Origin of the sequence: Streptomyces sp. NBC_01446 (genome assembly GCF_026340095.1) — a bacterium.
GTDB classification, from domain to species: domain Bacteria; phylum Actinomycetota; class Actinomycetes; order Streptomycetales; family Streptomycetaceae; genus Streptomyces; species Streptomyces aureus.
In genome coordinates, this window is record NZ_JAPEPO010000003.1 from 621,836 (window position 1) to 648,374 (window position 26,539).

Sequence of the window (26,539 nt, forward strand, 5' to 3'; positions counted from 1 at the left end):
TGTTCACCGCAACAGCGGGCGCCGGCCTTCAGGTGAAGGTGGCCGTGTCTTGGGCGGTACGTGATCAGGGCCGCGCAGCAGCAGCTGCGCGGCCCTGATCTGCGTGAAGGCTGGTGTACGGGCCGATGGGGCCGACGCCGGACACGACGGTGCCACCGGAAAAGTTGTGTTCTCCGAGCCGTGAACAGCCGCTCTTCCCGAAACGCTGCGCTCCGGGTGGGTCAATATCTATGACCGCGGCGTGAGGGTTTAACGCTCCACGCGGGGAGTGTTTTTACCGCAACTAACCGAGCGGAATTATTTACCGTACACGGGCCGCTACCTCGTGCTACTGTCGATCTCAGTTGCAGTTGTGGTTCCCAAAACTTCAAGCGTCTTCGCGGGCATTTTCGGCCACCGGAAGCGTTTTTGTATGGCCGGTAATTTTCCGGACGGGGCATCATCGCGGCGACCCGGTATCCGCGCATCGTGGGTCCCGGCGTACTGCCCCAAAGGAGATATGACATGGCATCAGGCACCGTGAAGTGGTTCAACGCGGCCAAGGGTTTCGGCTTCATCGAGCAGGACGGTGGAGGCGCTGACGTGTTCGCCCACTTCTCGAACATCGCCGCCGAGGGCTTCCGCGAGCTGCTCGAAGGCCAGAAGGTCACCTTCGACATCGCGCCGGGCCAGAAGGGCCCGACGGCCGAGAACATCGTTCCCGCCTGACGCCGACGCGCATTTTGTAGCTGGGGCCCGCATCCCTCGGGGTGCGGGCCCCAGCTGCGGGCGTTTCCCGCAGTGATGTCACCTGTGGGACAACAGCGCCGGCCGGCAGCCACTCCCCCCAGGGATGCGCGCTCTTCGGAGCTACATCGGTAAACGTCCAGGATTCCACATCCACATGACGTCACCCATTTCGTTCCTTGCGCCTCACGCTGGATTCACTGCAAGCCAGATTCCTTTTCGCATTCTATTCGGCCCGTTCTTGTGATTCCTGCGCTGCTTTCGCTGCGGGAGTTCCTTGATACGTGCCTATCAAGGAAGGTTCTTAATGAACCCCACACGTACGAACGGCCGCTCCTCCCGCCCCCGCTGGACCGACAGCGCTGCCGTCGGCTCCAGTGCCGGTTCGAGGCTGGGCGGCCGCTCCACCTCGCCCGCCCCGGCCCGTTCAGGGGGTCCGAGGCGCTCGGGCGGCCAGGCCCGGCGGCCCGCAGCGGTCCAGGGCGAATTCGCCCTGCCGAAGACAATCACTCCCGCGCTGCCCGCGGTCGAGGCGTTCGCGGACCTCGACATGCCCGCGCAGTTGCTGGCAGCGCTGACCGCGCAAGGCGTGAGCGTCCCGTTCCCGATCCAGGGCGCGACCCTGCCCAACACCCTCGCGGGCCGCGACGCCCTGGGACGTGGGCGCACCGGCTCCGGCAAGACCCTCGCCTTCGGCCTGGCCCTGCTGGCCCGCACCGCCGGACAGCGCGCCGAACCCCGCCAGCCGCTGGCCCTGATCCTCGTGCCGACGCGGGAGCTGGCCCAGCAGGTGACCGACGCACTCACCCCCTACGCCCGCTCGGTGAAGCTGCGCCTGGCCACCGTCGTCGGCGGAATGCCGATCGGCAGGCAGGCCAATGTGCTGCGCGCCGGGGCCGAGGTCGTCGTCGCGACGCCGGGACGGCTCAAGGACCTCATCGACCGCGGTGACTGCCGGCTGAACCAGGTCGCGATCACCGTCCTGGACGAGGCCGACCAGATGGCCGACATGGGCTTCATGCCCCAGGTCACCGCACTCCTGGACCAGGTCCGCCCCGAGGGCCAGCGGATGCTGTTCTCCGCCACCCTCGACCGCAACGTCGACCGCCTGGTCCGCCGCTACCTCACCGACCCGGTCGTCCACTCCGTCGACCCGTCCGCAGGTGCGGTCACCACGATGGAACATCACGTGCTGCACGTCCACGGCGCCGACAAGCACCGCACGACGACGCAGATCGCCGCGCGCGAGGGCCGGGTAATCATGTTCCTCGACACAAAGCACGCCGTCGACCGGCTTGCCCAGGACCTGCTGAACAGCGGGGTGCGGGCCGCCGCTCTGCACGGTGGGAAGTCGCAACCCCAGCGCACCCGAACCCTGACCCAGTTCAAGACCGGGCACGTCACCGTGCTCGTGGCCACGAACGTCGCCGCCCGCGGCATCCACGTCGACGACCTCGACCTCGTCGTCAACGTCGACCCGCCCACCGACCACAAGGACTACCTGCACCGCGGCGGCCGCACCGCGCGCGCCGGCGAATCCGGCAGCGTCGTCACCCTGGTCACCCCCAACCAACGCCGCGACATGACCCGCCTCATGACGGCTGCCGGCATCGTGCCCCAGACCACCCAGGTCCGCTCCGGCGAAGAGGCACTCAGCCGGATCACCGGCGCCCAGACCCCCTCCGGCATCCCCGTGACGATCACCGCGCCGGTGGCCGAGCGACGCAAGCGCAGCACGGCCTCACGCGGCCGACGCAGCCCCGCTTCGGCTGCCCGGCGCGCGGGCGGGCGGCAGACCTCCTTCGACGCGGCGGCCTGAAGACTTCGTGATCCGGAAATTGACCTACGCCTGCAGGAGGCACCTTTTGACGCTGGTTCAGATGCAGCCCCGCTCGACGAGTGCCGCCCACGTGGCCAGCACGGTGGCCGACGCCATGGACACAGGCGGACCGCAGGTCTGCGACGACATGACCGTCGAGGTGGCCCTGTCCGTCATGGCAAGCGCCCGCACCGGGCACCTGCTTGTCCGCGACGACAATGGCCTGTGCACCGGACTGGTCACCCAGGCGCAGCTCACCGCGGTTCGCGACAGCTCCGTGTACACGGATCGGGTCCAGCTGCGGGACATCCTCGGCGATCGAGGACCGTTCATCTCACCCGTGACGACCGTAGCCGACGCCGAGCACGCAATGCGCTACGGCCGGCTCGATGCTCTGCCTGTCATCGACGAACACGGCACCGCTCTGGGCGTCCTCGCCCTTGCCCGCTGAACCACCTCAACCACAGCAGAACTGTCCCCTCGTTCTCCTCCCTGTGAGGCGTCATGCGCTGTGTCATCGCCCGCTTCCCGTTCGACTTCACCAAGGGCGACGTCATGGAATCGATGAAGCGGTTCAAACCTGAGGAAGTCATCGGGTCGTCCGTGATCGTCGGCCGCCGCACCTAACCCATCAAGCAGGTCGGGCAGGTCGTCACACGCCAAGACCGCCGCGATTTCAGCGCCGGCGAAGTCCTGCGGGCCATGACCCAGCTCGGCTTCACCTGCCGCGGTCTTCCCCAAGCCGCCACGCCCACACGCGTTCTCGACCCATTGCGACAGGCATCCGCGATGCTTCGCCGCCCTTGCGGCCGTCTGACCGACGCGCAGGCGCAAGCCGTCACCAAAGCAGCATGAGGGTCCGACCGGAATGCGCCGGTAGGACCCTCACCCGCATACCGAGGGTTCTCTGCGCGACAGCATCAGTGGTCGGAGCAGCTGAAGTCGCCCTCATGGTCCAGACGCTCAAGAGGGAACAGGCCAACCTGCTGGGGCAACGGCACCACAGCTGACCAAGCCCATGGCCCCACGCGGCGCTGCTGCACGGAGGGGGTGCAATGCGAAAGGTTCCCGGCGACGTTGCGGACGCGTGGGGCGCACGACCGCTTCAATGCGTCCCGAGTCCCTCAGGTACCGGCTTGGCCATCACGGCCTCGGTCTCGGGATGGGTGGCGCGGCGGGCATACACGTCCTCCTCATCCCTGGCAGATCACAGCAGGGGCCTCCCGCAGTGCCACACACCTTCCTACGACCTCATCTCCTTGGCGGAACGCTGCTCGCCCGCGCGCCCACCGCCCGCCTCTCCCGCCTCTCCCGCCTCTCCCGCCAGGGCTGGCTTGCCCGGCCTGCCCGTCCCGACGGCCGGGGCCAGAAAGATGGCCGCCGCGACGACGGCGAGCACCACGAGCATCGCCGAACGCAGTCCCCAGTGGTCCCCCAGGAAGCCGAGTCCCGGCGGGCCGACGAGGAAGGCCACGTATCCGATCGTGGCGACCAGGCTGACGCGCTGGGTGGATTCGGGGCCGGAGTCGCCCGCGGCCGACAGCGCGACGGGGAATCCGAGGGAGGCACCGAGCCCCCAGAAGAGCACTGCCGCACCCGCCACCGCCACGTTGTCCGAGAAGATCACCAGGAGCAGTCCCACTACACCGGAGATGGCGCTCGCACGTACGACGGCGGGTCGGCCGAAACGCTCCAGGAAGTACCCGCCGCCGAAGCGGCCGAGCGTCATGGCTGCGGCGAAGCCGACATAAACGAGCGAACCGGCGGTGGCGTCGAGACCGTGGCCGTCCACCATCAGCAGAGGCAGCCAGTCATTGGCGGACCCCTCGGCCAACGCCATGGCGAGCACGATCACGCCGATCAGGAGGAGCTTGCGGTCCTTCCACACCTTGGTCGCCGGGCGCGAGGCCGTGGCTTCGCCCTCGGCGTGCTGAAGCGCCGCGTGTGCTCCGGTGCCTGCCGGTACGTGGCGGATCGCGTACAGGAAGATCGCTGTCGAGATCAGACCCACCGCGCCGAGATGCCAGTGCGTCGGCACGCTGGCGGCCGTCGCCGTCATGCCCGCCAGCGCCCCGATGACGGTGCCAAGGCTGAAGCATCCGTGCAAGGTCGGGAGCACGGTGGTGCCGGTGAGGCGCTCGACGTCGGCGCCGTCCACGTTGACGGCGACCTCTCCCGCACCCATGCCCGCACCGAAGGCGCAGAGCCCGAGCGTCACCACAGGAGCGGATGCCGTCAGACTGCCGATGGCGATGACAGCGATGCTCACCAGGATGAGGACGGTGCCCAGCGCGATGACGGGCCGCGTGCCGAACCTGTCCACCAGGCGACCCGAGCACAGGATCCCGGCCATCGAACCCACCGAAAGGCCGAACAGCACCAGGCCCATCTGTCCGGTCGAGACGCCGAGTTGGTCGCGGACGTCCGGCGTCCGCGTCACCCATGAGGACAGGGCGATACCGGGGAGGAAGAAGAACAAGAACAGCGAACGTCGACGTCGGCGCACAGCGAGGTCAAGGGCCATGGTCAGTCACTCCACCACACGGTGCTGTCGCCCGGAAGGATCGCGTCGTCCGCGGTCACGCGGACTCCGTCGCCGGCGCTCGCCAGGAGCACCCAGCCGGGGCAGGGGTATGCGTACGGCCGCCTGCGCGACGTTGGCGGTGTGCAGACGAACTGCTCATGCAACTGCACGCGGCCGGGACCGACGCCCTCCTCGACGAGGCCTTCGGCTTCGCGACCCGTGCCGCCCATTCCGGACTTGCACGCACACCCGTACACACAGGGCCTGTTGGATGCGGCACCGCGCGAGGGCTGGCGTCCGGTGCGGTCGTCTCACTGAGCAGATCCGGTGCGGCTGCCGCGCATCGGCCTTCCGGCGGGGGCGTGCCGACCGAAGGGCGACGGGCAGCAGCAGTACACAACAGGACGGGCGATATCAGGTGACGGAGGTCACTGACACGTTCCGGTCGATCTTGGAATGCACGGGTCCCTCGCACTGCTGAGCCTTGTGGGCTCATCCCTGCCCATCCCTGTTCCAAGGTGGCGCCGGACCTGGTGCTCACCACGTCACACCACCGGGTGGGAGACCCTCCCGGTCCCCTCCACACCCATCCATTGATGGACCGCTGTCTTCGAAAGGTCTCCTGCACCATGCCGCTGGCCCTGCTGGCCCTTGCTGTTGTCGCATTTGGCATCGGCACGACCGAGTTCGCCACGATGGGGCTGCTGCCCCAGATCGCTGACGGCATCGACGTATCCGTGCCGCATGCCGGCAACCTCGTATCGGCCTACGCGCTCGGTGTCGTCGTCGGCGCCCCAGTGCTGACGGGCATCGGCGCGCGCGTTCCCCACAAGCGGCTGCTACTGCTCCTGTCCGGGCTGTTCGTGGTCGGCAACATCGCGTCCGCGCTCGCTCCCAACTTCGGACTGCTCTTCGCCGCGCGCTTTCTGGCCGGCCTGCCGCACGGAGCGCTGTTCGGTGTGGGCGCCGTCGTCGCTTCCCGGCTGGTCGCCCCCGAACGGGCCGCCCGTGCCGTATCCAAGATGTTCCTCGGGCTGACCATCGCGAACATCATCGGTGTGCCGGCGAGTACGGCCCTCGGGCAGCACCTGGGCTGGCGGTCCGCCTACTGGGCGGTCGCCGTCATCGGCATCATCGCCCTCGCCTCGCTGGCCCTCTTCGTTCCCCACCAGCCACGCGGCGGGCAGTCCGGCATCCGGCACGAGCTGCGGGCGATGGGCAACAAGCAGGTCGCGATCGGCCTGGCCACGGCCGTCGTCGGGTTCGGCGGGTTCTTCGCCGTCTACAGCTACCTGGTGCCCATGCTCACGAACGTGACGGGCATCTCCAACTCCTCCACCACACTGGTCCTCGCGCTCTACGGCGTCGGAATGACGCTCGGCACGGTGATCGCGGGCCCGCTCACCGACCGCGCCCTGAGGCCGACGCTGTACGCGGGGCTCGCTCTGCTCGCCGCGGCGCTGGTGACGTTCTATTTCACCGTCCACAGCACCGTGCCCGCCCTGGTGACGATCGCCTTCATCGGTGCGATGGGTTCCCTCATCACCACGCCCGTCCAGATGTTGCTCATGGCCAAGGCGCAGAACGCTCCGACCATGGCGGCAGCCTCCAACCACTCCGCATTCAACCTCGCCAACGCGGGCGGTGCCTGGCTCGGCGGCCTGGCCATCTCGGCGGGCTGGGGCTGGACCTCGCCCAACCTGGTCGGGGCGGCTCTCGCCCTGGCCGGCCTCGGCCTCGCCTTCACGGGAGGCTTCATGGACCGGGACACCCGACGCTCGGAGGTGGTCACCTCGTCCCGTGCCGAACACTCGACGGAAGCCGACCAGGTCACCGCGGCTCAATGAGCGCATGCAGGCTGGATGCCCGTAGCCGTGGGGTGGGCACGAGATGCCTGAGCGGTGGTCCGGGCCACGGTCTCCGGGTAGTTATTCGCTGAGGGTCCGGCGACCGTTGGCCGTCGGGCCCTTGAACTCAGTGACAGTCAGCCGCTGAACTCAAGGGCCCTTCGCAACGGGACGATGCCGGGACCTGGGTTGGCCCGTCGGGCGGCTTCCAGGGCGGTCGCCTGCAGCGCGACGACGGCCATGGGCTGCTGGCAGTGTGGGCAGTTGCGTGTCGCGCTGGGCTCCAACGGTGGCGCTCAGCCGGGACTTGGCGATGCCCCCCGTTTCGGACGACGGTTTTGGGCGGTGGCGGGAGCGCAGGAAGTGGTGCGGGCAGGACTCTCGCCGAGCCGACGGGTGGCGCGGCACTGCGGGGCGCCGGTCTCACGCCTGATCTGAAGCCCAACTCCTGGGGCAGGTACTCCCATTGGATGCCGTTGTGCAGGACGAACAGGATCCCGCAGAACACTTGCCGTTCCGGCCCCGCGATCGATCCTCGACTCGACCAGCTTCGGGCCCGCCTTGAGCAGTAACGGGTGCATGAGCGACCGCAGTTCGTCCGGCACAAGTCATGGTCGCGACCGGCGTATCCGCGTCAACGGCTTCCATTAGGGACAGTTATCCCCCATCCCCGCTCCCCTACCGCCCGGCTCCTCTGCAGCCTCCTCCCCGTGCGTCCTCACCACGCCCATGCTTCCGTCCACCGTGATGACGTCGCCGGTCTGGATCCGCGCCACCGCGTCCCGTACGCCGACCACCGCCGGGATGCCGTATTCGCGGGCCACGACGGCGCCATGGGAGTTGGCCCCTCCCATCTCCATCACCAGGCCTCCCGCCGTCAGGAACAGCGGGGTCCAGCCCGGATCGGTGGACGGGGCAACCAGGATCTCGCCCGGCTCCAGGTGGGCTCCGACCGGATCGGTCACCACGCGTGCGTGGCCTGTGATCTCGCCCGCCGACGCCGCGGTGCCGACCAGGTCACCGGGCGCGTGGAGAGTGGCGTGGGCATGCTGTGTCGCCTCGGGTTCCGTGCCGTCGGAGAGGAGGACGCGCGGGATGTGCCTGCGGCGCATCTCCCGCTCGTACTCCGCTTTCCGCTCGGCGACCCTCTGGCGCAGGTCGGCGTGCGTCGCACGCATCTCCTCGAAGTCCAGGAAGAAGACGTCCTGTGCGGCGTCGATGCGGCCCTGCGCGTGCAGTTCGGCTCCCTGCTCGGCGATGCGCTCGCGGAGGGCACCGAAGAGCGTGATCGCCAGATACTTCGGGTATTCGCGCAGGCCGGCCAGCGTCCGGGTGCGGTGCAACGCGAACCGGACCAGACGGCCGCGCCCCTTCGCGCGTCGCGCGAGCCGGTCGATCATCGCCTCCGCCTCGGCCGCTCCGCGGGCGAACACCGCGTCCGGCTGGGCCTGTTCGTCGTCCAGGCGCAGGTAGTTGCGGACGACGCCGATGACATATGTGGGGTCGTCGGACCAGCGCGGCAGACCGAGGTCGATCTCGGCGACGGCTCGGTGACCCCACTGGGTCAGGAAGGCGCGGATGCCGTGCTGCGCGGCCTCGGGCAACGCACCGTCGCGATAGCGGGCCGCCAGCTCCTCGGCGTCGTCGTCCTGGAACGCGCTTACCACGTCTGGGTCTTCACGGATCGTCCGCGCCAGGTGCCACAGGTCGAGGTCCATCTCGGTGGTGACGTTGTTCGGCAGGCTGCGCAGAAGCGTCTGCAGCTCGCCGGGTTCCGCATGGACGAGCTTGCTGGTGAGCGCCAGCATGGCGAAGCCCACCAGGGCTGTCGGGGCGACCGTGGGCAGCACCGGGACCACGCAGTCGCGCAGGGCTTCCTCGATGGTCTTCTTCTCGGCCGTCTGGAGGAGTTTCATCTCCGTGCGCCGTGCGCGCCGCACCGCCGCCTCGGGGTTGGCAAGGGCGCGCAGCGCGGTGGAGGGGGCGTGGAACCTGCGGGCGAGGCGCGCCACTCGCTTGACCGCGGGCCATGGTGACGTATGCGTCAGGGACAGTCGCGGATCGTCGTACAGGCCGCGCAGGACCTGTGCCGAGCGTGCCTCCATGACGTCGAGTACGCGCGGGAAGAAGGCTCTTCCCGTCTTGCTGCGCAGGACGTTGGTGAGGTCGATGAAGACGCGGCCCGCAGACTCGGTGTAGCCGTCCGGCCTCGGGTCACCGATGATGATCCGGCCGGTGGCCCCGGCGATCTCCCGGAGCGCGGCGAGCCCGGCCGGGGTGATCGGCCGCTCCAGGCCCTGCGCGAGGCTGAAGCAGAAGTACACGTGGAAGCCGTCGCGGTCGTCGGCGCGTTCGGGCACCGGGAACAGCGTGGTGATGGGCCGTGACTGGGTGAGGTGCAGCTCGCCCCACGCGTCGATCGCCCATTCGGTGTCCTGCGGACTTCCGTAGTGTGCCTGCACCTTGGCGCCGAGATCGGCGAGTTCGAGAATCTGACGGTCCGTGAGACAGGGCGCGCGGTTCTCGCCGATGTCGACCTTCTCCGTGCCACCACCGGCCAGCGGGCAGATGAGGAAGCGCTTGTCGCCCAAACTCCGTTCGACGATCTCGCCGCCGACCGCTCCGTCCGGGCCGCCCGCTCCGCCGGCCCCTTCTACGACGAAGTGGTCCGGGTTGACCGCCCCGGAGACGACGGCCTCCCCGAGGCCGGGGCTCGCGTCGATGACCACTTGATCACGCTTGCCGGTGACGGGGTTCGCGGTGAACATCACGCCGGACACCGCCGATGCCACCATCCGCTGTACGACGACGGCCAGGTGGACCGAGCCGTGGTCGATGCCGTTGCTCTCGCGGTAGCTCACTGCACGGTCGGTCCACAACGATGCCCAGCAGTGGCGTACCGCGTCGACGACGGCGTCCGCGCCGACGACGTTCAGATACGAGTCCTGCTGCCCGGCGAAGCTCGCGAACGGCAGGTCTTCGGCGGTGGCGCTGGAACGTACTGCGACGGACACGTCGTCGCCGAATTCCGCGTACGCGGCGACAATCACCTCCCTCAACTCCCCGGGCACCGCCGCCTCGAGAATCCGCTGCCTCGCCTTGTCGGGCCGCAGGCCCGCGAGACCGTCCGTGGCCGAGATCATCCGGTACGCGTCAGTGGTGACACAGAAGCCCTGCGGCACGGGCAGCCCGGCCCTGGTCAGTTCGCCGAGGTTCGCGGCCTTGCCGCCCACGGTGTCCAGCATCGTGGCGTCAATAGAACTGAAGTCGAGGACGAGCGGCATGGCGTTCCTTCCTGCCTGCGGTGACCGTCCAGTGACGCTGGACCGGGCCCTTATTCATCATGCGATGAATAAAGGCAAACGTCAATCCGTCGGGCCCCACCCTCACCGCCAGGCGCAGACCTGACCTTCTGGGACACACACTGCCCTCGACAGGCGCCTATGTGCATTCACACATAGCTATGTTTCTCCCATAACGAACAAGGTGGAGGGCCGAGCACGAAGCTCGAGCGCGCCGCCCTCGGGCTGTCGTCCTGGCAGTCACTTAGCGACTACGAGCTGGGCAGCGCACGGGAGCAGGAAGCGCGTTTCACACGGCCCAAGGTCCATCTCTGGCAGATCTACCGGCTGACGAAGGACGGCGAACAACGTGTCCCGCCGCGTGGTGTAGCCGCCCGGGACAACGGCTGGCGACGACCCAGAACGCGGAACTCCGGCAGCGAGGCACCGAGCTTGAGGACGACCTCGCCGCCGCCTCACCAGCCGCCGCATGATTCACGATGAGAACCGGCTTCAATCCAGCAGCTAGCCCCTGAGATGTCGACCGGCCCCTCTCGCCCGACTGCCCTGGTAGTCAAGCGGGACATTCGTGGGAGAGGGGGTCAGGTAAGTCGGTGCCCCTTCTTCGCCGATTGCCGGTTGTGCGCCTTCGTGTCCCACCACTCCTCCAGGTGGGTGTGCACGAGGTGTACGAGCTGCTGCAGTCGGTCGGGAGGGGGCGCGGGCGAGGTGAGCACATCCGTCCAGGACTTGTCGTCCCAGGGCAGTGCGACTTCCCAACCCTCATCCGGGCGGCCTCGGCGGCCCACAGTAAGCCGGTACGTCAACGTCGCGCTGCGGTCTTGATGGTGCTCGACCGACAACTGGATGACGTAGAGACGGAGCCCGTCAGCGGTGACGTACGAGCGGCTCAGGGCCTGCTCGGCAGGCGTCTGTTCCTCCATAGAGCCAATTGCCCTTTCCCTTGGTCGACGCCCCCAACGCGGTGCCCAGCACAGCGGAGCCGACGACGGCCGACTGATCGACCTTCTTGCTCTTCACTGCGCCTCGGCGTGACGGTGCAAACGCCGGCCCCGGTGGCGGTGTCCGGCCGCCACAGTCGATGGACGCGGCGGCGGCCCCGTATTGACCTGGCTGCTCCCGCTCCTCTCAGGACACCGGGTTGTACGCCGCGTGCTTCGGGCACCGGTGTGTACGCACGGGCCTGCCGAGTTCTGGGTGGGTGCCGACGCCACCGCGCAGGTGCCGGTGAGGCGGCCGCTCGGAACCGTCCCCCTGACAGGCGTTCAACTGGACTCCCGCACGATCAGGCGGCACGGCACCGTGTGCACGCCTGGTCGTGGCTCGGCCTCGATGGCTTGCAGAAGCTCCAGGGCGGCGATGCGGCCGATCTCGGCGAGGTTCATGTCGATGGTGGTGAGAGGCGGACGGCTGGCCAGTGCCATGGTGTCCCAGTTGTCGTAGCCCACGACGGCGACGTCTGTCGGGACCCCCACGCCGCGCTCACGGAGCGTGTCCGCCACCCCCCGAGCGATCTGGTCGTTTCCGCAGAAGAAGCCGTCCGTGTCGGGTGTCGTGCGCAGCACCGCTTCGGCAGCTCTGCGCCCCCACGCCTCGCTCCACTCCCCGAAGTGGGTTTGTCCGGTGGACAGTTGGAGTTCGGCGTTCGCCAAAGGACGGCCGACGCTACGAGGACGTGCGGTGGGGCCACGAGTTGTACTGCGCGGGCCATCTCATCCAGGCCGCGGTCGCCCATCACCGTGCCACCGGCGGCTCCGAACTCCTGGACGTCGCGGTCAAGTTCGCCGATCACCTCACCTCCGTCTTCGGCCCGCCCGGCAGCGGCAAACCCATAGATGGGATCGACGGCCACCCCGAGGTCGAGACGGCCCTGGTCGAGCTGTACCGGGAGACGGGTGAGCGCCGCTACCTGGACCTGGCCGGATACTTCGTCGACGGGCGCGGCCACGGTCTGCTCGGCGGCGAGGTCTACTGCCAGGACCGTGTCCCGCTGCGCGAGGCGACGAACGTGGAAGGCCACGCCGTACGGCAGTTGTACCTGCTCGCCGCCGCCACCGACCTGGCCACCGAGACCGGGGACGCCGAACTCCGGGCCACGGGCGAGCGGTTGTGGCGGGCGATGACCGCCACCAAGACGCATCTCACCGGCGGTCTCGGCGCCCACCACGCCCAAGAAGACTTCGGTGACCCCTACGAACTGCCGAACGAGCGTGCCTACGGCGAGACCTGCGCGGCCATCGCGTCCATCCAGTGGAGCTGGCGCATGGCCCTGCTCACCGGTGAGTCCTGCTACTCCGACCTGATCGAGCGCACCCTCTACAACGGCTTCCTCGCCGGGGTCGCCCTCGACGGCGAGCGTTGGTTGTACGTCAACCCCCTCCAAGTCCGCGACGGCCACACCGATCAGGGAGGCGACAAATCGGCCCGCCGCACCCGCTGATTCCGCTGCGCGTGCTGTCCTCCCAACGCCATGCGCCTGCTGGCCAGCATGGAGCACTACCTGGCCAGCGCCGACGACACCGGTCTGCAGATCCATCAGTACATCGCCGGCCGCTACGGCGAGGGCGGCATCACGGTCCGCTGCGAGACCGACTACCCGTGGCACGGCGCGGTCGCGCTCACCGTCGAGGAAGCCCCCACCACCCGCCGGACCCTCGCCCTGCGCATCCCTTCGTGGTGCCGCGAGTTCCGCGTGATGTGCGGCTCGCGCGCCTACGACCAGACGGACGCTCCCCTCGACGGCGGCTGGCTGTGCCTTGAAGGCACCTGGTCACCGGGTGACCGGGTGACCGGGTCGTCCTTGATCTCGGTCTGGAACCGCGGCTCACCGTGGCCGACCCGCGCGTCGACTCCGTACGCGGCTGCGTCGCCATCGAACGCGGACCGCTCGTGTACTGCCTCGAAGGCGTCGACCATCCCGCCGGCGGACTGGACGACATCGTCCTCGACGCCACAGTACCGCTCGGCGTGAAACACCGTCCGGACCTGCTCGGCGGTGTCACCACGGTCGTGGCCGCGGGCCGCCGGCGCGCCGCCGCGGACCGGGGCTGGTGGCCGTACACCCCGGCGGACGCCGGCCCCGCTCCGGACGACGGCGAAGCGGTCGAGCTGACCGCGATCCCTTACTACGCCTGGGCCAACCGCGAGGACGGCGGCATGCGCGTCTGGCTGCCCACCACATGACATCCCGCCCGGATGTGCCGCGCCCCTTCTATGACAACGAGGCCAGCACGACGGTTCGGCTCCGGTAACGACCGGTGGTGAGTTCGTCACCGTGCCCGCACGGAAGGACACCGCACGCCAGCAAGATTCATTCGCAGTGCAGCGGCCCTTCAGGCCAGTGGCGAAGCGAACTCGCGATAGCGACTCGGAGCGTCGCGGTGACGTGCCTGCGGATCAGAGGGGAGGCGCGGAGTGCTGGAGTGGCCCGTCCCGGCGGAACCGGGCAGGGCTGGTTCAGGCGGGGTGGTTGCGCTGTCGGGTTTCATGGGCGATGCATCGAGGTTCACGCCGGTGGTGAAGCCGATCTGGCACCGGCGGGCGGACGACGGCACGTCGGGGCAGGGCTTTGTGGCGTCGTTCGGCGGAGGCGGACGACGCCGGGGGTGGGGGTGAAGCCGGGAGCGGGTGTTCCCGGCGACATTGAATGCGGCCGTTCGTACGATCACCGTATGGGCGCGGTGAAGGACTGACGTCCTTCACCGCTCACGTGGTCAGCCGAAGATGAGCGCGGCGTCAGACCTAGTACGGCAGTCCTTCGGCCGCCGCGCGCAAGGCGGCCAGGAGGCATGCGGTGATTTCGCTGCCGGACGCGTCGGGGTCGGCCGCGTACCGTCGGGCGAAGTCCTCAGCCGCTGCGCGCAACGCGCCGTTGAGGGTTGCTGCGTGTACGTTCACGCGCAGGTCGTCCGGCCCTGCGCCGGATCGCTCGGCGAGCAGCTCAGTGAGCACGGACAGAGCGTCGTCGTGCGCCTGGAGCCAGACGGAGCGCAGGGCCGGATCGGTGGACGTCATGCGGATCAGGTCAAGGATGACCGGCGTGGTGGAGGGCAGCTTGCCGATCTGGCAGATGTCCGTGAAGAACTCCAGCAGGCTCGACTGCGGTGGCCAGTGGCGCAGTTGGTCCATGACGAAGTCGAGTCCCGCGGTAAGCAGGGGCAGGACGCAGCTTTCCTTGGTGGGGAAGTGGCGCCACAGTGTGCGGGCGGAGATGCCGACGGCCTGGGCTATCTGTTCCCCGGTCGTGGCCGTGACGCCCTGCGAGGTGAACATGCGGACCGCCTCATGGGCGATTTCGAAGCGGAGAGCCGCCTTGCGCCGCTGAGCGAGGAGTGGCCTGGCATCCGCCTCCATCGTCCGCCCGCGGTCCGGGAATGGCGTCTCACGCACGCTCGCTCCACCACCTTCTGTCGGTTGCGCAGCATAGCGAAGGCATCCGGAACTGACGCATGCAGACATCTTGTCAGTGAGTGACACGCGAACCTACTCTGCCGTAAGTAACCAGCGGGTAACCACAGTTCTCTCTTACTTGGCATGCTCGCATCAACTTCTCTTACTGCGTCCCCCAACCCGCAAGGTCGGGGACGGTCAGCCGCCGATCGGACGGCGGCATTTCTCCCTCCCCCAAAGGAGTCACGCATGCCCATGCCCAGCAGGCGCGCCCTGCTCGCCGGCGCCGCCGGACTCGCAGCCGCCGGCGCTCTCTCGCCGCCGGCCGCATCACCCGCCTCCGCCGCTCCGACCCGTGTACGGCTGACCGAAGAAGACCACCGAGTCGTCGTGATCGGTTCCGGCTTCGGGGGTGGCGTGGCAGCCCTCCGGCTGGCACAGGCCGGCGTGCCTGTCACCGTCCTGGAACGCGGCCGCCGCTGGCCGACGGGGCCGAACGCCGAGACGTTCCCGCATGTCTCGGGGCTCGACAAACGGATGCTCTGGTACGGCACCCTCCCGGCAGCCGCCAGGCCGCTCGCACGGCTGATCGGCACCCCGCTCGACTTCACTCCCTACACAGGGCTCCTGGAACCCGTCCTCGGCGACAACATCCTGAGCGTCTGCGCGGCCGGGGTCGGCGGCGGATCCCTCGTCTACCAGGGCATGACCCTCCAGCCCTCGGAGCCGGTGTTCAACACCTGGCTGCCCGAACAGCTCGACTACCGGCGCATGGACCGGATCCACTATCCGCGGGTCGCCGCCATGCTCCGGGTGGCGACGGCGCCCGAGGAACTGATCAGTTCCTCCACCTACTACGCGGCCCGGGTGTTCGCCGAGCGGGTACGCAAGGCCGGATACACCCTCTCGAAGATCCCGATGCCGATCGACTGGGACTACGCCCTGGCCGAACTGCGCGGCGAGATGAAGCCGTCGTACACGAACGGCGACTGCGCACTCGGTGTCAACAACGGCGGTAAGCACTCCGTCGACGTGACCTACCTCCGTCAGGCCGAGGCGACCGGCAAGGTCACCGTCGCGACCCACCACAACGTCACATCCGTGGCGCGGGCCGCCGACGGCCGCTGGGAGGTGCATGTCGACCGCACCGACGACTCGGGGCGCGTGCTGGAGCAGAAGGTCCTCTCCACCCGTGCTCTGATCATGGCAGCAGGAAGTATCAACACCAGCAAGCTCCTCGTCCGCGCGGGGGCCACAGGCGCCATCCCCGATCTGCCCGACGGGCTCGGCGAGGGCTGGGGCACCAACGGGGACCGGATCTACGCGTGGTCGAACCTGCGGGAGGACTTCGGGAGCGAGCAGGGCGGTCCGGTGGTCTTCGGCAGCAAGGCGTGGGAGGACCCGGCCACCGCGAACACGGTCATCCAGGCGTCACTCCCGCCGCTGGGCCTCGACACCAGGACGACGATGCTGGTCGGCTTCGGTGTCAGCCCCGACCGCGGCCGGTTCCTCTACAACGCCGCCACCGACACCGTATCGCTGCACTGGCCCCGAAACGGCGACACCGGCAGCCACCGCAAAATCCAGCAGCGGGTTGCGGACATCTCCAAGGGGATCGGTGTCCTGACCGACACGAACTCCCTTGTCAACAGCACCTGGCACCCCCTGGGCGGTGCACCGATGGGCACGGTGTGCGACCTGGAAGGCCGTGTGCAGGGCCAACGCGGCCTCTACGTACTCGACGGTGCGCTGATCCCGGGCACGACGGGAGCGTGCAACCCGTCCATGACCATCGCCGCGGTCGCGGAACGGGCGATGGACGCCATCACCGCTCACGACATCGACACATACATCTGAACTCTCAACGACGAGCGAGGAGCAAGCCATGAACCGCGAAGAAACCCGTTCCCGTTCCGCCCGCGCCATCCGCCCCGGCAGCCCCGCCACCCGCTCGACGACGCCCCTCACCTGCCGTGCCGTTCCGGCTCGTGTGAGCCTGCTGGCCGGCGTCGTCGCCGGCGCCGTGTGCGTGGGCCTGTCGACGGCGCCGGCCTCGGCATCCGGCACGGAGCCCGTCGCGTCCCGCGGCGTCACCATCCCCACGTTCTACAACCCGCCGACCGAACTGCCCGCCGCCGACGGCGCGTTGATCCGGACCGAGGCGATGCCGCTCGGGCTCAGCATTCCCGGCCTGGACGGCCGCCCCATGCCGGGCACCGCGACTCGCTTGATGTACAAGTCCACCGACTCCGCCGGACAGCCCGTCGCGGTGACCGGGGCGTACGTAGAGCCCTCGACCACCTGGAAGAAGCCCGGCCCGCGCCCCGTGGTGGCGGTGGCTTCTGGCACCATGGGCCAAGGCGACCAGTGCGCGCCCTCGTTCGCGCTGCAACATCCGCTGACCCTCAACGGCAACACCGTGTCCGTGGGCTACGAGTCCCTCGCCATCTACCGAATCCTGGCCACCGGGGCAGCAGTGGTCATCACCGACTACGTCGGCCTCGGCGCCACCGACCGCCTGCACACCTACGCCAACCGGCTCGACCAGGGGCACGCCCTGCTGGACGCGGCCCGCGCAGCCCGCGCCGTCCCCGGGGCGTCAGTCACCACGAACTCCCCCACCGGCCTGTACGGCTACAGCCAAGGCGGCGGCGCCAGCGCGGCCGCCGCCGAACTCCAGCCCTCCTACGCCCCCGACGTGAAGCTCGCCGGAACCTACGCCGGCGCTCCACCCGCGAACCTGACCTCAGTCATCAAGGGCATCGACGGCAGCGCACTGGCCGGAGCGCTGGCGTGGTCGATCAACGGCTTCGCACAAGCCGACCCTGACCTGCGGGCGGTCGTCGAAGCCAACGTCAGCGACGCGGGCAAAGCCGCGCTGCAGGACGCGTCAACCATGTGTGTCGGCGACGCGCTCTTCGGCCTCGGGTTCACCCACAGCAGCAAGTGGACCACCAACGGCAAGTCCATCGGGGACATCATCGTGGCCGACCCCCGAGCGAAGGCCGCCCTCGACAAGCAGCGCATCGGCACACTCAAGCCGGCCGGACCGGTGCGTGTGGCCACCGGCGTCCAGGACGACATCGTGCCCCACGCGCAGGCCCGACAACTGGCCGCGGACTGGTGCGCCAAGGAAGCCGACGTGACCTACGAGGCCATCAAGCTGCCCAACCTCGGCGACAAGATCCTCACCAACCACCTGGTGCCTCTGATCACCGACCAAGGTGACGCGATCTCCTGGTTGACGGACCGGCTCTCCGGCAAGCCGGCCGCCTCCAACTGCCAGGCGATGCCGCTCCAGCCCTGACTCGCTCCTCTTCCGCCGGAACAGCGGCTCCGGCGGAAGGGGCCCTCTCAGGACGAACTCCGGCTCGGCGGGCTGCCCTCGCTCAGCCCGTCGGGCCCGCCGGACCGCCCAAGTGGGGCAGATCACTTCTCCGCACTTCCCGGGGATCCGTGCGGAGCCCCGGGAACCCCTGGGGTGCGAGCCGCCGACGTCCTGCATCTCTCCCCACCACGTCAACTCGGCTGTACCCGGGCGGAGTTACTCCCTGCGGAGCCAAAGTCGAGGCAGGACTGCCCTGCAGGCGCCGGGCCAGTTCAGCCGCGGCCAGACTGCCGTGTCGATCAGGGTGAGGCGGGCCATCACTCGGGCCATCATCTTCGGCGTGCCCAAGGCGTGCCCCACTGTATGAGGACGGTCGTGAACGACTGCTCGTACGCGCGCAGCGTCTCGGCATCTCGCCCGTTCGGCTGCTCAGGCGTGCTCGCGTACGGGCACCAACTGCGCGCGGCGGGCGCGCTGTTCCGTGACGCGGTGCGCGAGGTCCGCAGGGTAGGCGGTCGGATCAGCGTTGCGCCACCTCACGTGTGACCGTCGATGTCGGACGGTCCAACTCCCTGGCGACCTCGGCGAAAGCCAAGCCGTCGGCCAACCACAGCGCAATCTGCCGGCGTTCCGGCTGGGCGAGTCTTCCTCCCGGCATTCCGCTCCCCTTCTCCCCCGCAGCCCTGCAACGGCCCCCCGGCGCCGGGCGCTCGGCGTTCCTGTGCGGACGGCGCTCCGGCCTCGTACCCGGCACCCGGTATTCGGCGCCCACCTCCGGCGTTCGGCGTCCGTGTCCGGCGTTCGCATCTGGGGTCTGGGGTCTGATATCGACCATAGCGTTCACTTCCATTTCATTGCAACGGCCAGGGCTGAGGCCTGTTGCATTAGAGCCCAGACCATTGCAATGAAATCCCTATAACTACCTGCGTTTATAGGGTTCTTGAGCAACAAGACTGTTGCTCGATCCTTGAATGCAACGTAGCGTTTCACCCATCAGAAACAACGGATCGAAGGAGCACACCATGCAGAAGTTCGACACCCCCTCCCCCATCACCGCCGTCCTGGACATCCCCGCGGGGCGCATCCAGCTCATCGCCGCCGACCGCGCCGACACCACCGTCGAGATCCTGCCCGCCGACGCCTCCAACTCCCGCGACGCGAAGGCCGCGGAACAGGTCACCGTCGCCTACAGCAACGGCATCCTGCGCATCGAAGCGGCCCCGGCAAAGAACCGGATCCTCGGCAACTCCGGATCCGTCGAGGTCACCGTCCAACTCCCCGCCGGCTCCCGCGTCCAGGCCAAGGCCGCCGCTGCCGAACTCCGCGGCGTCGGACGCCTCGGCGAGATCACCTTCGAAGGCGCACACGCCTCGGTCAAGCTCGACGAGACCGCCAGCGCCCACCTCACCCTCCAGGCCGGCGACATCTTCATCGGCCGCCTGAACGGCCCCGCACACATCAACACACAGAAGGGCGACCTCAACGTCGCCGAAGCCACCGGCGGCACCGTCGAACTGCGCACCGAGTCCGGCGACATCACCATCGGCGCCGCCCGCGGCACCTCCGCCACCCTCGACGCCGGCACCACCTACGGCCGCATCCACAACACACTCCAGAACACCGCAGGCGCCACCGCCGGCCTGAACATCCAGGCGACCACCTCCTACGGCGACATCACCGCCCGCAGCCTCTAACCACCCGCACTCCCTAAGGAGCAGTCACCATGACCAACCTGGCCATCGCAGCGAACGCACTGCGCAAGTCCTACGGCGACAAAACCGTCCTCGACGACATCGACCTCGCATACGGGAGTCCGGAAGTCGCCGCGTGGCGTTACTGACCGGCAAGATCCCACGCACTCAAAGATGCCGGGTCATAGCCAGCCGGTCTTGTCGATCACGCCGGCCGCGACATCACCGACCGAGCGCGTGGTGGCGTCGACGGTGAAGTCGTCGACTGCCGCCTGGTCGAGGATCTCCGCCAGTTCGCCGGCTCTGTGCAGGTGCCATCGCAAAAGTTCCGGCTCGTTCTCGTGGCGCCGCATCAGGCGTTGGTGATTGACGGGCAAGTCGACTGTGAGCCGACACACCGAAAGCCCAATGCGGACCGCTTCGGCACACAGTTTCCGTTGCTCCACGTCCTCGATCACACCGGCGAGGACCAGTCGGGCCGCCCCAGCAGCGAGGTAGTTGTCGGCCACGCTGCGTAGGTTGCGCAGCATCATGCCGAAGTTGAAACGGTCCCCGGAAGGTGCGGGCCAGGCCTGACGCAGCCAGTCGAGGTCGATGACGGCATTGGGTATTCCGGCATCGGTGAGAAGACTGCCCACGCTCTCAGCCACCGACGTCTTTCCGACGCCTACGGTGCCGTTGATCAGGAGAGCGCGGGATTGCCGAGAGCCGTCTACGTCCATGATCGAAATCCTAATGCCCAGCACGGAAGGGCACGGTGGCCCATCGGTCTCGCACACCGCGCACTCTGCGATGTCGGCGATCTGGCACACCTCGACGGAGATCTACGCCGGGACGCACCCGCCAACGGGGGGCCGCTCCGGCACCGTCGCCTCTCCAGCGACCGGGATCACCTCTGCCCCACGTCTTGTGCTGACAGCACGCAGCGATCAAGATGACGCCTGCATGTGACCGCCGGTAACCGTCGCCCATCAGGGCTGGGACACGAAGAAGGTCCTGCTGTGCCCGTACTTCGCCACACGACGAACGCCCTCGGCGCCCTCTCGACAAGCGTCCGCCTCACCCTCTTCGGCGCAGTGGCGGCAGCCGCCGCTCTGCTCCCCGCCGCCTCCGCCTCGGCAGCAGAGCCAGGCGTCGGCGGTTACGCCGACCCGTCATTCGCGTCCGCGTGCACCTTCCACCGCTACGGCGAGGGCGAGACGCCGCCGCTCTCCTTGTTCAGCGCCGACCCACTGTGCGTGGAGTACGCCAAGCGGGACATCACCGTGGCCAACGGCGGCGCGGCGCGCTTTCTGCTGGCCGAGCCGGCGCGCTTCGCGATCGCCGTACCGGCCTGCCGATACTGGCAGTTGGACCACTGGAGCGTGCAGGCCACGCCGGGCGGAACCGAACTGGTCGGCTGGGACGGCAGTTACTGGTTCGACAAGGCGGAGGGCAGCGCCGCGGCGCGGGTACGCAACATCACCGTCGCCGGGCAGCCCGCCCAGGCCGAGGAGGCCGCGAAAGTCATCCGGCCGTACGACGCCCAGCTCGCCGACGCGCTCGTGAGCGACGCCGCGGGTGTGAGGGTGCAGCTGCCGGTGAGCGGGCTGTGTTGAGCGAACCGCCCGCACGGCCCACTCGGCGCCGGCTGCTCGTCGGGCTGACTGCCGCCGTCACCGCCCTGCGGGCCGGGGAGCTGACCGCCGACGCCGCGCCCTCGGCGCGTCCTGTCCCCGAGCAGGTCCCGGTGGCCCGGGACGGGCTGCTCCCCGCCTCCCTCTCGCTGCCCGACCCGACGACGGCCACGCTGGAGGCGTTCGCGGACACCATGGTCCCGGGCGAAAAGCGGCACAGCGGGGACGTGGCAATCGCGGGAGCGGCGCCCGGTCCCGGCGCCGTGCAGGCGGGGGCCATCGAGCTGCTCAACCTTCCCGATCTCGGAATAGGCGTGCTGCTGCCCGAGCTTGCGCTGCTCGTCAACACCCGCGCCCTCGCCTATGCGACGACCCACGGCCAGGTCCTGCTGCCTGCTCAACCTCCCTTCGTCGCCCTCCGGTTCACCGACCGCACCGCGCTCGCCGGAGAGCTGCTCACGCCCGGCGTCCCGGACCGGCAGCTGTACGTGCTGCTCGCGCTCTTCGCCGCCGCGGCCTTCGACACCGCAGCCCATCTGCACACCACCGAAGCCATCCGGCAACGCCACCCGGGCCTGGCCTGGATCGGCTTCCCGGCGCCCGACGCCGACGGACTGTGGCGCTTCCCCGACTATTCGTACGGCCGAAGGCTCGCCTCCGAGCACCCCCTCACCACCCCCGGAGGGCACCCCGCATGAGCGTCACCGAACGTACCGACGTGCTGGTCATCGGCAGCGGCTTCGGGGGCGCCATTCCCGCCTACCATCTGGCTGCGGGTGGCGCCAAGGTGGTGATCCTGGAACGCGGACCGCACCTCACCGCCCCGGACTTCACCCATGACCTGCGCCTGGGCAGCTATACCCGGATCGTCGACCTCGTGCAGGGCGACGGCATCACCGTCGTCGCCGGGAACTGCGTCGGCGGGTCCAGCGTGGTCTACTTCGCCGCTTCGCTGCGGGCTCCGGGCTTCGTGTTCGAACGCCACGGAAGTCTGGGCCACCGTCTGTGGCCTTCGACCCTGACGCGCACGGCACTCGACCCGTGGTACGACCGGGTCGAGGAGGCTCTGCCCGTCGCCGAGCAGAGCTGGGACCAAGTCCCCTACCCCGGCGGCCTGTTCGCCGCAGCGTGCGCCCGTGCGGGCCGCACCTGCAATCCTGTGCCCGTCGCCGTCGACCTGGCCCGCTGCACCAACTGCAACTGGATGCTCAACGGCTGCCACTTCGACGCCAAGCGCTCCATGCTGCTGAACTACCTCCCCGCCGCGACCGCTCACGGCGCCGAGATCCGCCCACTCCACGAGGCGCAGACCATCGCGCCTGCCACCACACCCGGATACCGCTACCGCGTCTCGTACACGCAGCTCGACGCCGGCGACTACCGGCTGCCGGTCGGTGTGGGCGCGATCGAGGCCAAGACCGTGGTGCTGGCCGCGGGAGCTCTGGCCACCCCGGTGCTGCTGCAGCGCTCGGCTCCCCTGCTCGGCGGTGTCCCGCAAGCCGTCGGGCGCTACTTCTCGGGCAACGGCGACCGTGTGTCCATCGCTGACGTCGACGAAGGCAAGGTGCGCGACCTCCTCGGCCTCGAGCGCGCCCCAGGCATCCCATACCAGGGCTTCCCCATCGGGAAGCCCATCGGCTCGATGTCGTACGACCGGCTCGATGCGGCAACGGCGGAGTTCACCCGTTTCTCCCTGCAGCAGATCTACTTCCCCGGCATCACCGACCTCCTGGCCCAGGCCACTGACATACCGGCGACGAGCTGGTTCGGCGTCCGCAAGAAAGAGATGCGGGCACGCTGGCCGTCCTGGCTCTCCGTGCTCGCCATGACCGAGGACGACAACGAGGGCGTCTTCGGCCCACCGCCGCCCACCGGAAGCTCGACGCGCGTGGCCACATCGCTCTGCCTCTCCACGCTCTCGTACCGGCCGACAGCGAACACCCTGCGCGGCTGGGCCGCCGCGGACGCCGAGGCCCGCGCGGTGCTCGAGCGCGACGGTCTTGCGCGGATACGGCCCTGGAGCGAGAACCCTGCCGGGTCCGTGAGCGCGCACCCCCTCGCCTCCTGCCGGATGGGTGACGACCCCGCCACCTCGGCACTCGACGAACGCGGCGAACTGCGAGGCCATCCCGGCCTGTTCGTCACCGACGGCTCCGCAGTACCGACCTCGCTCTGCGTCAACCCCTCACTGACGATCGCGGCACTGGCCGAACGGGCCTGTCCCGGCATCGTGGAGAGCACCGCCGAGGCAGGCGTGCGCGCACGGTACGGGGCCCCCACGCCCCGGTGAAAGGAAACCCCTCGTGAACTCCCTCTACCCGCCGCGGATGACCGGCCGACCAGGGCGGCTCGAAGTCTGGTACGCGACGTTGACCGATCCCCGCACCGGGACCGGCGTGTGGATCCACCACGAAGTGGTGGCGCCCAAGCACGACGGCCCGGCCCGGGCTCATGGCTGGATCTCCGTCTTCCCACCCGACGGACCGCCGGTCACCGAGCGGTTCGGGGCCCCGGACTCCCCGCCGCCCCAGGGCGAGGCGTACTTCGAGGTGCCGGGGGTGCGGGCATCGCCCCAGCTGCTGGAAGGCACGGCGGGCGCGATCACCTGGCGCCTGAAGGTGACCGGGGGCGGTGAGCCTCTCTACACGTTTCCGCGCTGGTCCTGGCAGCGTGAACTGCTGCCCGCCGCCCAGATCGTGCCCGCCCCCGACGCCCGCTTCGCGGGGGAACTCGTCGTCGGGGACAGGCGGTTCACCCTCTCCGACGCCGTGGGAGGCGTCGCCCGGATCGCCGGGCACGGCAATGCCCAGCGATGGGCGTGGCTCCACGCGGGCCTCGGCGGCGGGGACGTACTGGAAGTGGTGGCCGCCGTCGCCCGCCGCCCCACCATGCGGTGGCTGCCAGCGCTGCCCATGCTTCAGCTGCGGATCGGTGGCACCGACTGGCCGCGCGACCCGTTGCTGACCGCGCCGCTGCTGCGCGCACGGATCGGGCTGCCCGACTGGTCGGTCGCAGGCGGCACTGCGCGGCGCAGGGTACGCATCGATGTGACCCAGGACCCGGCCGACTTTGTGTCGCTCTCCTACACCGACCCCGACGGAACGACCGCCACCTGCACCAACACCGAACGCGCCACCGTCGACGTGATCGTCGAACGCCGCACCGCACTGCACCGATTCGAGGTGGAACACCGCTGGCGTCTGGATCGCACGGGTCACGCGGAGGTGGGAACGCGCCCGTGAGCGGAGCGCTCACGGCCCATCTCCACCACGACGCCACTTTCCCAGCGGCGCAGCAATGACGCCGCCCCTCTCTTCACCGTGGGGCGGCCGTATCCGGGCAGCGAGCGCGGCGTCGGCGACCTGCCGGGCGCTTCGGTCCGCGGCGCCGTCCGGCACCAGTTGGTCGCCCTCGCCGCCTGACACTTTCCGAGTTGGGTGCGGTTCCTCTGAAGGGAATCCCGTTCAGGCTGTGAGGGCGTATTCCTGCTGCTCGCCCGATGCCGACGCCCCCTTGCTTGCCAGCACATAGGAGGCGTCGTCCAACCGCCATGACCGCCAACCCCGCGAACCTATACGGTCACGGCAGTAGAACTAGACACCTCCGATGCGGCTCTGCGCCGCTGGCACCACTCTGCCGATCGCAGTGGCGAGCGTGGCTCCGAGGACGCTGACGCCGACCAGGGTCAGCCAGATCGCGGCTGCCCCGGTGACCAGCAACCCGGAGAGGGCGGCCGGAGCGACCGCTCCTGCGACAGTCACGGCGAGCTGGTTGAGGGCCAAGTACCGGCCGCGGAGAGCATCTGGGGCGCTCTCCGCGGCGACAGTCGACGTGACGGCGCCGCCGAGGATTTCACCGAAGGTGTAGCTGCCTGCACCGAGCAACACGACGCCGACCGCGAGGGCGAGCGCAGCCACGCGGTCGGCGGCGAGGAACAGGAGGTAGCCCGCCGCGAACCAGACGTGTCCGGCGACGAGGACGCGGCTGCGGATCCGCCCGCCGAGCCACCCGATGACGATGCCCTGACCGAAGCCGACCATCAGGGTGTTGAGCGCGAAGACCGCGCCGGCAGTCCAGCCGGGCAGTCCCAGCACGTCCACGGCGTAGACCGGAATCGCGATGTTGAGGGCGAACAAGGAGATCGCGAAGCACAGTTGATGCGCGACCAGTGACAGGTACCGCCGGTCCCGGAGCACGCGCCCCCAGCCTCCAGCAGCGTCCTGGCCCGCCTCGGGACGGACATTCGGCACGGCCCGCATCAGAACGAAGGCCATGACATAGGACAAGGCGTTGACGACCACGATCGCGGCGTAGGCGCCGTGGGTGCCGAAACTGACGGCGACGGCGGAGAGGAGGCCGCCGAGTGCGTAGCCGAGGTTGCGTACCGACCCCAGAAGACCGAACCAGCGCTCGCGTTGGCCGGGCGCGGCGAGCGCCGCGACGGTCACGCCGTAGCAGCTGAAGAACACCGCCCGCCCGGCACTGTTCAACCAGGCGCAGATGGCGATCTGCCATGTCTGGCCCACGACGAGATACCCGGCGAAGCCGAGCGCCTGGGCCAGGTTTGCCGCCTGCAGTACCGGCTTGGCGCCGTACCGGTCGACCAGTCCTCCGACCAGAGGCCCCACCGGGAGCGCCAGCAGCCCGGCCGTCGTCAGTGCCGCGCCCACCTGCACCAGCGTCAGCGATGTCGTGGCCAGGAAATACAGCATCGAAACGGGGACGAAGACGCCGGTGCCGATCGAGTCGATGACGATCGCTGCGACGAAGCGTCCGTGCCGAGCTGTCGAGGGACGGACCGTGCAATCGGGAAGAGACACAACCCGAACGGTATAGATTCTATACTGGTATACACAACGCTACCGGGAGTCGTGCATGAGTAAGGCCTACAACGTCATGGCCGCGACCTGCCCCAGTCGCACCGTTCTGCACCGGATCGGGGCGCGCTGGACGGTGTTCATCGTCAACGCGCTGGACAACGGGCCGATGCGGTTCACCGAGCTCAAGGCGCACATTCGGGGGATCACGCCTAAGGCGCTCACCGAGACGCTTCGCGCGATGGAGTACGACGGCCTGATCTCCCGCACGGAGATTCCCGCAATTCCCCCGCATGTCGAGTACGCCCTCACCGACCTCGGTCGGTCACTGCTGGCACCCCTGCGTGCCGTCCGGGAATGGGCCGAGAGCCACGTCCCCGACATCGAACGCGCCCGGGCACAAGCCGACGCGCGACGGTGACCCCGTTCGCCGATGGGTGCACCGTCTCCGTCCGCCACGGCGTGCCCGCCGGCGCCTTC

20 protein-coding genes and 3 pseudogenes are annotated in these 26,539 nt (G+C 69.0%); 14 read left to right on the forward strand and 9 right to left on the reverse strand.

The window, feature by feature from the left end:
* The first annotated feature begins 504 nt into the window (after positions 1-504).
* The 4 genes and pseudogenes from OG456_RS47470 (at position 505) to OG456_RS47485 (ending at position 3,400) form a co-directional block, all read left to right on the forward strand.
* Positions 505-708 carry a cold-shock protein gene (locus OG456_RS47470; protein WP_030980875.1) on the forward strand — a complete coding sequence of 68 codons (204 nt, stop codon included), beginning with the start codon at positions 505-507 and terminating at the stop codon, positions 706-708.
* A gap of 325 nt (positions 709-1,033) precedes the next feature.
* Positions 1,034-2,545, forward strand: coding sequence for a DEAD/DEAH box helicase (locus OG456_RS47475; protein ID WP_266571305.1), 1,512 nt, complete (start codon positions 1,034-1,036; stop codon positions 2,543-2,545).
* Between the two features lie 46 nt (positions 2,546-2,591).
* Positions 2,592-2,996 (forward strand): CBS domain-containing protein, encoded by a 405-nt coding sequence (locus OG456_RS47480; RefSeq protein WP_266571306.1) that lies wholly within the window; start codon positions 2,592-2,594, stop codon positions 2,994-2,996.
* Positions 2,997-3,049: 53 nt separating this feature from the next.
* Positions 3,050-3,400 (forward strand): annotated as a pseudogene (locus OG456_RS47485) (SCO5918 family protein).
* A 388-nt stretch (positions 3,401-3,788) separates the two neighbouring features.
* Here the strand turns inward: OG456_RS47485 and OG456_RS47490 are convergent.
* Positions 3,789-5,069: an MFS transporter gene (locus OG456_RS47490; RefSeq protein WP_266571307.1), complete on the reverse strand. Its 1,281-nt coding sequence runs from the start codon at positions 5,067-5,069 to the stop codon at positions 3,789-3,791.
* A gap of 2 nt (positions 5,070-5,071) precedes the next feature.
* Positions 5,072-5,299 carry a hypothetical protein gene (locus OG456_RS47495; protein ID WP_266571308.1) on the reverse strand — a complete coding sequence of 76 codons (228 nt, stop codon included), beginning with the start codon at positions 5,297-5,299 and terminating at the stop codon, positions 5,072-5,074.
* A gap of 399 nt (positions 5,300-5,698) precedes the next feature.
* On the opposite strand from OG456_RS47495, the gene OG456_RS47500 reads away from it, so the two are divergent.
* On the forward strand, positions 5,699-6,916 hold the full coding sequence (locus OG456_RS47500) for an MFS transporter (RefSeq protein ID WP_266571309.1): 1,218 nt from the start codon (positions 5,699-5,701) through the stop codon (positions 6,914-6,916).
* Positions 6,917-7,563: 647 nt separating this feature from the next.
* Here OG456_RS47500 and OG456_RS47505 read toward each other — a convergent pair.
* The 3 genes from OG456_RS47505 to OG456_RS47515 all read right to left on the reverse strand — a co-directional run bounded on the left by OG456_RS47505 (position 7,564) and on the right by OG456_RS47515 (position 11,870).
* Positions 7,564-10,200: a PEP/pyruvate-binding domain-containing protein gene (locus OG456_RS47505; RefSeq protein ID WP_266571310.1), complete on the reverse strand. Its 2,637-nt coding sequence runs from the start codon at positions 10,198-10,200 to the stop codon at positions 7,564-7,566.
* Between the two features lie 599 nt (positions 10,201-10,799).
* The gene (locus OG456_RS47510; protein WP_266571311.1) at positions 10,800-11,141 is read right to left on the reverse strand and encodes a hypothetical protein; all 342 of its coding nucleotides are present in this window, start codon (positions 11,139-11,141) and stop codon (positions 10,800-10,802) included.
* 342 nt (positions 11,142-11,483) lie between these two features.
* A complete protein-coding gene (locus tag OG456_RS47515) occupies positions 11,484-11,870 on the reverse strand; it encodes a substrate-binding domain-containing protein (protein WP_266571312.1) in 387 nt (128 codons plus the stop codon).
* A gap of 11 nt (positions 11,871-11,881) precedes the next feature.
* Here OG456_RS47515 and OG456_RS47520 point away from each other — a divergent pair.
* Positions 11,882-13,401, forward strand: a pseudogene (locus OG456_RS47520) (glycoside hydrolase family 127 protein); the annotation flags it as partial.
* Between the two features lie 558 nt (positions 13,402-13,959).
* Here the strand turns inward: OG456_RS47520 and OG456_RS47525 are convergent.
* A complete protein-coding gene (locus OG456_RS47525; RefSeq protein WP_266571788.1) occupies positions 13,960-14,571 on the reverse strand; it encodes a TetR/AcrR family transcriptional regulator in 612 nt (203 codons plus the stop codon).
* 285 nt (positions 14,572-14,856) lie between these two features.
* Between OG456_RS47525 and OG456_RS47530 the strand changes: the two genes are divergently transcribed.
* Positions 14,857-16,464 carry a GMC oxidoreductase gene (locus OG456_RS47530; RefSeq protein ID WP_266571313.1) on the forward strand — a complete coding sequence of 536 codons (1,608 nt, stop codon included), beginning with the start codon at positions 14,857-14,859 and terminating at the stop codon, positions 16,462-16,464.
* Between the two features lie 28 nt (positions 16,465-16,492).
* Positions 16,493-17,914, forward strand: coding sequence for a lipase family protein (locus OG456_RS47535; protein WP_266571314.1), 1,422 nt, complete (start codon positions 16,493-16,495; stop codon positions 17,912-17,914).
* 259 nt (positions 17,915-18,173) lie between these two features.
* Here the strand turns inward: OG456_RS47535 and OG456_RS47540 are convergent.
* Positions 18,174-18,593: pseudogene (locus tag OG456_RS47540) on the reverse strand (helix-turn-helix domain-containing protein); the annotation flags it as partial.
* Positions 18,594-18,957: 364 nt separating this feature from the next.
* On the opposite strand from OG456_RS47540, the gene OG456_RS47545 reads away from it, so the two are divergent.
* A complete protein-coding gene (locus tag OG456_RS47545; protein ID WP_266571315.1) occupies positions 18,958-19,629 on the forward strand; it encodes a DUF4097 family beta strand repeat-containing protein in 672 nt (223 codons plus the stop codon).
* A gap of 179 nt (positions 19,630-19,808) precedes the next feature.
* Here the strand turns inward: OG456_RS47545 and OG456_RS47550 are convergent, their stop codons facing one another.
* Complete coding sequence (locus OG456_RS47550; RefSeq protein ID WP_266571316.1) at positions 19,809-20,348, reverse strand: hypothetical protein; 540 nt, start codon at positions 20,346-20,348, stop codon at positions 19,809-19,811.
* Positions 20,349-20,627: 279 nt separating this feature from the next.
* Between OG456_RS47550 and OG456_RS47555 the strand changes: the two genes are divergently transcribed.
* Genes OG456_RS47555 through OG456_RS47570 form a run of 4 tightly spaced genes read left to right on the forward strand, consistent with a single transcriptional unit; the run spans position 20,628 to position 24,484 of the window.
* Positions 20,628-21,224: a hypothetical protein gene (locus OG456_RS47555; RefSeq protein WP_266571317.1), complete on the forward strand. Its 597-nt coding sequence runs from the start codon at positions 20,628-20,630 to the stop codon at positions 21,222-21,224.
* Positions 21,221-21,940 carry a DUF5987 family protein gene (locus OG456_RS47560; RefSeq protein ID WP_323136475.1) on the forward strand — a complete coding sequence of 240 codons (720 nt, stop codon included), beginning with the start codon at positions 21,221-21,223 and terminating at the stop codon, positions 21,938-21,940. The genes OG456_RS47555 and OG456_RS47560 overlap by 4 nt, the downstream gene beginning before the upstream one ends.
* Positions 21,937-23,532 (forward strand): GMC oxidoreductase, encoded by a 1,596-nt coding sequence (locus tag OG456_RS47565; RefSeq protein ID WP_266571318.1) that lies wholly within the window; start codon positions 21,937-21,939, stop codon positions 23,530-23,532. Before OG456_RS47560 ends, OG456_RS47565 begins: the two co-directional genes overlap by 4 nt.
* A gap of 13 nt (positions 23,533-23,545) precedes the next feature.
* Positions 23,546-24,484 (forward strand): hypothetical protein, encoded by a 939-nt coding sequence (locus OG456_RS47570; RefSeq protein ID WP_266571319.1) that lies wholly within the window; start codon positions 23,546-23,548, stop codon positions 24,482-24,484.
* Between the two features lie 351 nt (positions 24,485-24,835).
* Here OG456_RS47570 and OG456_RS47575 read toward each other — a convergent pair whose 3' ends face one another.
* Entirely contained in the window at positions 24,836-26,062 is a 1,227-nt protein-coding gene (locus OG456_RS47575; RefSeq protein ID WP_266571320.1) for an MFS transporter, read from the reverse strand.
* A gap of 55 nt (positions 26,063-26,117) precedes the next feature.
* On the opposite strand from OG456_RS47575, the gene OG456_RS47580 reads away from it, so the two are divergent.
* A complete protein-coding gene (locus tag OG456_RS47580; RefSeq protein WP_266571321.1) occupies positions 26,118-26,480 on the forward strand; it encodes a helix-turn-helix domain-containing protein in 363 nt (120 codons plus the stop codon).
* Positions 26,481-26,539: the final 59 nt, after the last annotated feature.

Bases quoted from the DNA above. Each gene is read 5' to 3' on its own strand.
- OG456_RS47470 (WP_030980875.1), top strand. From the start codon at position 505: ATGGCATCAGGCACCGTGAAGTGGTTCAACGCGGCCAAGGGTTTCGGC.
- OG456_RS47475 (WP_266571305.1), top strand. From the start codon at position 1,034: ATGAACCCCACACGTACGAACGGCCGCTCCTCCCGCCCCCGCTGGACC.
- OG456_RS47490 (WP_266571307.1), bottom strand. From the start codon at position 5,069: ATGGCCCTTGACCTCGCTGTGCGCCGACGTCGACGTTCGCTGTTCTTG.
- OG456_RS47495 (WP_266571308.1), bottom strand. From the start codon at position 5,299: ATGGGCGGCACGGGTCGCGAAGCCGAAGGCCTCGTCGAGGAGGGCGTC.
- OG456_RS47500 (WP_266571309.1), top strand. From the start codon at position 5,699: ATGCCGCTGGCCCTGCTGGCCCTTGCTGTTGTCGCATTTGGCATCGGC.
- OG456_RS47505 (WP_266571310.1), bottom strand. From the start codon at position 10,200: ATGCCGCTCGTCCTCGACTTCAGTTCTATTGACGCCACGATGCTGGAC.
- OG456_RS47510 (WP_266571311.1), bottom strand. From the start codon at position 11,141: ATGGAGGAACAGACGCCTGCCGAGCAGGCCCTGAGCCGCTCGTACGTC.
- OG456_RS47525 (WP_266571788.1), bottom strand. From the start codon at position 14,571: ATGGAGGCGGATGCCAGGCCACTCCTCGCTCAGCGGCGCAAGGCGGCT.
- OG456_RS47530 (WP_266571313.1), top strand. From the start codon at position 14,857: ATGCCCATGCCCAGCAGGCGCGCCCTGCTCGCCGGCGCCGCCGGACTC.
- OG456_RS47535 (WP_266571314.1), top strand. From the start codon at position 16,493: ATGAACCGCGAAGAAACCCGTTCCCGTTCCGCCCGCGCCATCCGCCCC.
- OG456_RS47545 (WP_266571315.1), top strand. From the start codon at position 18,958: ATGCAGAAGTTCGACACCCCCTCCCCCATCACCGCCGTCCTGGACATC.
- OG456_RS47550 (WP_266571316.1), bottom strand. From the start codon at position 20,348: ATGGACGTAGACGGCTCTCGGCAATCCCGCGCTCTCCTGATCAACGGC.
- OG456_RS47565 (WP_266571318.1), top strand. From the start codon at position 21,937: ATGAGCGTCACCGAACGTACCGACGTGCTGGTCATCGGCAGCGGCTTC.
- OG456_RS47580 (WP_266571321.1), top strand. From the start codon at position 26,118: ATGAGTAAGGCCTACAACGTCATGGCCGCGACCTGCCCCAGTCGCACC.